Consider the following 5,730-nt stretch of genomic DNA (forward strand, 5'->3'; position numbering starts at 1 on the left):
GGCCGCCTGGTCACGCCCGCGCTGATCGACTGCCACACGCACCTGGTCTTCGGCGGCGACCGCGCGCGCGAGTTCGAGATGCGCCTGCAGGGCGCAAGCTACGAGGAGATCGCCCGCGCCGGCGGCGGCATCCTGTCCACCGTGACCGCCACCCGCGCCGCGTCCGAGGACGAACTGGTCGCCAGCGCCCTGCCGCGCCTCGACGCGCTGCTGGCCGAGGGGGCGGCGACGGTCGAGGTCAAGTCCGGCTACGGCCTGACGGTCGCCGACGAGCTGAAGATGCTGCGCGCCGCCCGCAGGCTGTCCGCCGAGCGCCCGGTGCGGATCGTCACAAGCTGGCTCGCCGCCCACGCGGTGCCGCCCGAATACAAGGACCGCGCCGATGCCTACCTGGACGAGATCGCCACCCCCGGCCTGGGGCAGGCCCATGCCGAGGGGTTGGTCGATGCCGTGGACGGCTTCTGCGAGGGGATTGCCTTTTCCGTCGCGCAGATGGCGCGGATGTTCGACGTCGCCGCCGCGCTTGGGCTGCCCGTCAAGCTGCACGCCGAGCAGCTCTCGCACCTGGGTGGCAGCCGGCTGGTGGCCGAGCGCGGCGGCCTGTCGGCCGATCACGTCGAATATGCCGACGAAGCCGACGCTGCCGCGCTGGCGCAGGCGGGCACCGTCGCAACCCTGCTGCCCGGCGCCTTCTACACCCTGCGCGAAAGGCAGGCCCCGCCAATCGCCACCTTCCGCGAGGCGGGCACCACCATGGCGCTGGCGACCGACTGCAATCCCGGCACCTCGCCGCTGACCTCGCTGCTGCTGACCATGAACATGGGCGCGACGTTCTTCCGCCTGACGCCCGAGGAATGCCTGCGCGGCGTGACTGCCAACGCCGCCCGTGCGCTGGGTCTGGCCGACTGCGGGCGGCTGGCGCCCGGCCTGCGCGCCGACCTCGCCGTCTGGAACGTCACCGATCCGGCCGAACTGACCTACCGGATCGGCTTCAATCCGCTTCACCGCCGTTATTTCGAGGGCAAGCCATGCTGATCCTGACCCCCGGCGCCGCCACGCTGGCGCAGCTGGAAACCATCTGGCGCGAGGGGCTGGCGGTCCGACTGGACGACGCGGCCCGCCCCGGCATCGTGGCCTCGGCCGCCCGCATCGAGGCTGCGGCCTCTGGCGACGCGGCGGTCTATGGCGTGAACACCGGCTTCGGTAAGCTCGCCTCGGTCCGCATCGCGCCCGAGGATACGGCGACGCTGCAGCGGAACCTGATCCTGTCCCATTGCTGCGGGGTCGGCTCGGATACCGACCTGCCTGCCGTGCGGCTGATGATGGCGCTGAAGCTTCTGAGCCTCGGCCGCGGCGCCTCGGGCGTGCGCCCGGTCATCGTCAAACTGATCGAGGCGATGCTGGCGCGCGGCGTCACCCCGGTGATCCCGGAGCAGGGCAGCGTCGGCGCCTCGGGCGACCTTGCGCCGCTCGCGCACATGGCCGCCGTGATGATCGGCCATGGCGAGGCCTTCGTCGGCGGCGAACGCCTGCCCGGCGCCGAGGCGCTGGCGCGGGCGGGCCTGGCCCCCGTGACGCTGGGGGCCAAGGAAGGGCTTGCGCTGATCAACGGCACGCAGTTCTCGACCGCGCTGGGCCTGATCGGGCTGTTCCGCGCCATGGCCTGCGCGCGGGCGGCGGTCGTGACGGCCGCGATGTCCACCGACGCCATCATGGGCTCGACCGCGCCGACGCGGGCCGAGATCCACACGCTGCGCGGCCATCAGGGCCAGATCGAAGTCGCCGCCGCCATCCGCGCCCTGCTGGAAGGCAGCGCCATTCGCGAAAGCCACCGCGAGGGCGACACCCGCGTGCAGGACCCTTACTGCATCCGCTGCCAGCCGCAGGTGACGGGCGCCGCGCTGGACGTGCTGCGCTTTGCCGCTCGCACCCTGCTGATCGAGGCGAATGCCGTCACCGACAATCCGCTGGTGCTGTCGGACGGCTCGATCGTGTCGGGCGGCAACTTCCATGCGGAACCCGTGGCCTTTGCCGCCGACCAGATCGCGCTGGCCGTGGCCGAGATCGGGTCCATCGCCCAGCGCCGGATCGCGCTGATGGTGGACCCCGCGCTGAACTTCAACCTGCCGCCGTTCCTGACCCCCGCGCCGGGGCTGAACAGCGGGCTGATGATCGCCGAGGTCACCACCGCCGCGCTGATGAGCGAGAACAAGCATCTCGCCAACCCCTGCTCGGTGGACTCGACCCCGACCTCGGCCAACCAGGAGGACCATGTCAGCATGGCCGCCCATGGCGCCCGGCGCCTGGGGCTGATGACGCGCAACCTCGCCGTGATCCTGGGCGTCGAGGCGATCTGCGCCGCGCAGGGGATCGAGTTCCGCGCGCCGCTGGCCACCTCGGCGCCGCTGATGCGCGTGATGGCGGCCCTGCGCGCCCGCGTGCCCGCGATGGGCGAAGACCGCTATCTCGCCCCCGACCTGCTGGCGGCGCAGGAGCTGGTCGAAAACGGAACCCTGGCCGCCGCGGCGGGCGTGGAGATCGCCGCATGAGCATCGCGCCCGATCCCGTCGAGGTCGTCCGGGGCGACAGCCCCGTGATCCTGGGCCTGCCCCACGCCGGCACCTGGCTGCCGGAGGACATCTTGGGTCGTCTGAACGAGCGCGGCCGAACGCTGGCCGACACCGACTGGCATATCCATCAGCTTTACGCCGGGCTTCTGCCCAAGGCGACGACGGTGCGGGCGACGTTTCACCGCTATGTCATCGACGCGAACCGGGGACCCGAGGACGAAAGCCTTTATCCCGGCCAGAACACCACCGGGCTGGTGCCCGTCACGGATTTCGACGGGCAGCCGATCTGGACCGAGCCGCCCGCGCCCGAGGATGTGGCCGACCGGCTGGCCCGCTTTCACGCGCCCTATCACGCGGCGCTGTCGGCCGAGATCGAGCGGGTGCGGGCGAAGCACGGTGTCGCGATCCTGTACGACTGCCACTCGATCCGCTCGGTGATCCCCTTTCTGTTCGAGGGCGTGCTGCCCGACTTCAACATCGGCACCGCGGGCGGGACGTCCTGCGCCGCGGCCATCGAGGCCGCCACGCAGGAGGTCGCCGCCGCGACCGGCCGCACCTGGGTGGTGAACGGCCGCTTCCGGGGCGGCTGGACCACGCGCCACTACGGCCGCCCGCAGGACGGCGTCCACGCGATCCAGATGGAACTGGCGCAGTCCACCCATCTTGCGGCCGAGGCGCCGCCCTTCGACCTCGACCCCGCCAAGGCCGCCGCGATGCGCAAGTCGCTGGGCGAGATCCTCGCCCGGCTGGAAGCCCTCGCGCCGGAGCTTGCGCCGTGAAGCCGCTGGAGGGTCTGCGCGTCCTCGACCTGACGCGGGTGCTGGCGGGGCCCTTCGCCACCGCGATCCTGGCCGACCTGGGCGCCGAAGTCATCAAGCTGGAACCGCCACAGGGCGACGACTACCGCCACATCGGCCCGTTCCGGGACGGCGAGTCCGCGCTGTTCGCGCTGACCAACCGGGGCAAGAAATCGGTCGTCATCGACCTCAAGTCGCCGGACGGGCAGGCACTTGCGCGCCGCATCGCGGGCACCTGCGACGTGGTGGTGGAGAACTTCCGCCCCGGCGTGGCCGAGCGGCTGGGCCTGGGCGCGGACCGGCTGCGGCAGGGGAATCCGCGGCTTGTGGTCTGCTCGATCTCGGGCTTCGGCCAGTCGGGACCCTCGGCGGAACTGCCCGCCTATGACATCGTCGTGCAGGCCATGTCCGGCTGGATGGACGCGACCGGCGAGGAGGGCGGCCAGCCCCTGAAGGTGGGCGAGGCCTTGGGTGACATCGCCGCAGGCCTTTACGCCGTGATCGCCATCCTGTCGGCGGTGATCGGCAGCGCGCGCACGGGGCAGGGGGCGACGCTCGACGTGGCCATGCTGGACTGCCTAGTGGCGATGCTGCCGACCAGCCAAGCGCTGCATCTTTACGCTAGCCGCAGCGTCGAGCGCGTGGGCAACCGCCATCCGCTCTCGACCCCCTTCGGCGCCTTCCGCACTTCGGATGGCCACGCAATCATCGCCGTGCTTGGTGCGCGCCAGTTCCGCGCGCTGGCCGGGCTGATCGGCGCACCCGAGGCGGCGGACGATCCCCGCTTTGCCAGTGACGAGGATCGCACCGCGCATGAGCCCGCCCTGCGCGCGCTGATCGAAAACTGGACCGCCGTCCGTCCCACGGCCGAGGTCGTGGGTGCGCTGTCGGCGGCCGGCATCCCCGCCGCGCCGATCCAGACGCTGGCCGAGCAACTCGCCTCGCCCCACGCGCAGGCGCGGGCGCTGGTGTCCGAACTGCCGCACCACCGGCTGGGCCAGTCCCCGGTCGTGGGTCAGCCCGTCCGCTTCGGGGCCGAGAAGCCGCTGGCCCCGCAGGGCGCCCCCGCGCTGGGCGGCGACTCCCGCGCCGTACTCGAACGCCTGGGCCTGACCACCGACCAGATCGCCGGGCTGATCAAGGCCGGGATCGTGCAGGAGACAACGCTTGCCTGACTTCGCCCATCTGATGACCCCCGAGGAGAACGCCTTCCTCGACATGATGACGCGCTTCGCCGCCGAGGAGCTTGCCCCCCGCGCGGCCGAGACGGACGAGACCGGCGCCTTTGTTCACGCGCAACTGGCCGCGCTGGCCGAAACCGGCATGATGGGCGCGAACCTGCCGGAACAATGGGGCGGGGCGGACATCTCGGCCCATGCCCTGTTTGAGGCAGTGGCGGCAGTCGCCGGCGGCTGTGGCTCGACCGTGTCGGCGTTGACGGCGCATTATCTGGCGACGGACTCGATCCTGATCGGCGCCGACGACGCCCTGCGTGCCCGCATCCTGCCCGCCGCCGCCGAGGGGCGGATGCTGGGTGCCTTTGCGCTGACCGAGCCCAATGCCGGATCAGACCCCGCCGACATGCGTACCCGCGCGGTGCGCGAGGGCGACGGCTGGCGGATCAAGGGCCGCAAGTGCTTCATCTCGAACGGCGGCGTGGCCGATTTCATCGTGGTCTACTGCGTCACGGACCCCGAAGCTGCGCATCGCGGCATTTCCGCCTTCGTGGTGGAAAAGGGCACGCCCGGGCTGGTGCCGGGCCGGGTCGAGCAGACCACCGGCCTGCGCGGCGGCCATGTCTGGGAACTGGACTTCGACTGTCTGGTCTCCGACGGGAACCGCGTGGGGCCCTTGGGCTCGGGCTTCCGCACCGCGATGAAGGTGCTGGACAACGGCCGGGTCGAGGTCGCGGCCATGGCCGTGGGCATCGCCCGCGCAGCGCTGGCGGCATCTGTCGAATGGGCGAAGTCGCGCATCATCGGGGGTGAGGCCCTGGGCCGCCGCCAGGGCATCCAGTGGATGCTGGCCGACATGGCGACCGAGCTGAACGCCGCCGAGCTTCTGGGCCACGAGGCCGCCCGCCAGCGCCACGCGGGCCAGCGCTTCACCGCCGCCGCCAGCCGCGCCAAGCTGTTCGCGAGCGAGGCTGCGGGGCGCATCGCCGATGCCGCGATCCAGATCCACGGCGGCTACGGCTACACGAAAGACTTCCCGCTGGAGCGATACGCCCGCGACCTGCGGATCATGCGGATCTACGAGGGCTCGTCCGAGATCCAGCGCAACATCATCGCGGGCCAGCTGCTTTCCTGAAAGGACCGGACATGAACAACCCCCGTCACAACATCCGCGACGTCTTCCCCCCG

The 5,730-nt window shown here is 71.5% G+C and carries 5 protein-coding genes; all 5 read left to right on the plus strand.

From position 1 onward, the window contains the following. On the plus strand, positions 1 to 1,035 hold a 1,035-nt coding region (hutI, locus tag BLQ03_RS17210), incomplete at its 5' end, for an imidazolonepropionase (RefSeq protein WP_139166800.1). Continuing rightward, positions 1,029 to 2,549 carry a histidine ammonia-lyase gene (gene hutH / locus BLQ03_RS17215; RefSeq protein WP_090757524.1) on the plus strand — a complete coding sequence of 507 codons (1,521 nt, stop codon included), beginning with the start codon at positions 1,029 to 1,031 and terminating at the stop codon, positions 2,547 to 2,549. The genes hutI and hutH, both read left to right, overlap by 7 nt. Continuing rightward, positions 2,546 to 3,349, plus strand: coding sequence for an N-formylglutamate deformylase (gene hutG, locus BLQ03_RS17220; protein WP_090757525.1), 804 nt, complete (start codon positions 2,546 to 2,548; stop codon positions 3,347 to 3,349). Before hutH ends, hutG begins: the two co-directional genes overlap by 4 nt. Further along, positions 3,346 to 4,542, plus strand: coding sequence for a CaiB/BaiF CoA transferase family protein (locus BLQ03_RS17225; protein ID WP_090757526.1), 1,197 nt, complete (start codon positions 3,346 to 3,348; stop codon positions 4,540 to 4,542). The genes hutG and BLQ03_RS17225 overlap by 4 nt, the downstream gene beginning before the upstream one ends. Beyond that, on the plus strand, positions 4,535 to 5,677 hold the full coding sequence (locus BLQ03_RS17230) for an acyl-CoA dehydrogenase family protein (protein WP_245689001.1): 1,143 nt from the start codon (positions 4,535 to 4,537) through the stop codon (positions 5,675 to 5,677). Before BLQ03_RS17225 ends, BLQ03_RS17230 begins: the two co-directional genes overlap by 8 nt. The last annotated feature ends 53 nt before the right edge of the window (positions 5,678 to 5,730 follow it).

The organism is Paracoccus chinensis (genome assembly GCF_900102885.1).
GTDB lineage: Bacteria > Pseudomonadota > Alphaproteobacteria > Rhodobacterales > Rhodobacteraceae > Paracoccus > Paracoccus chinensis.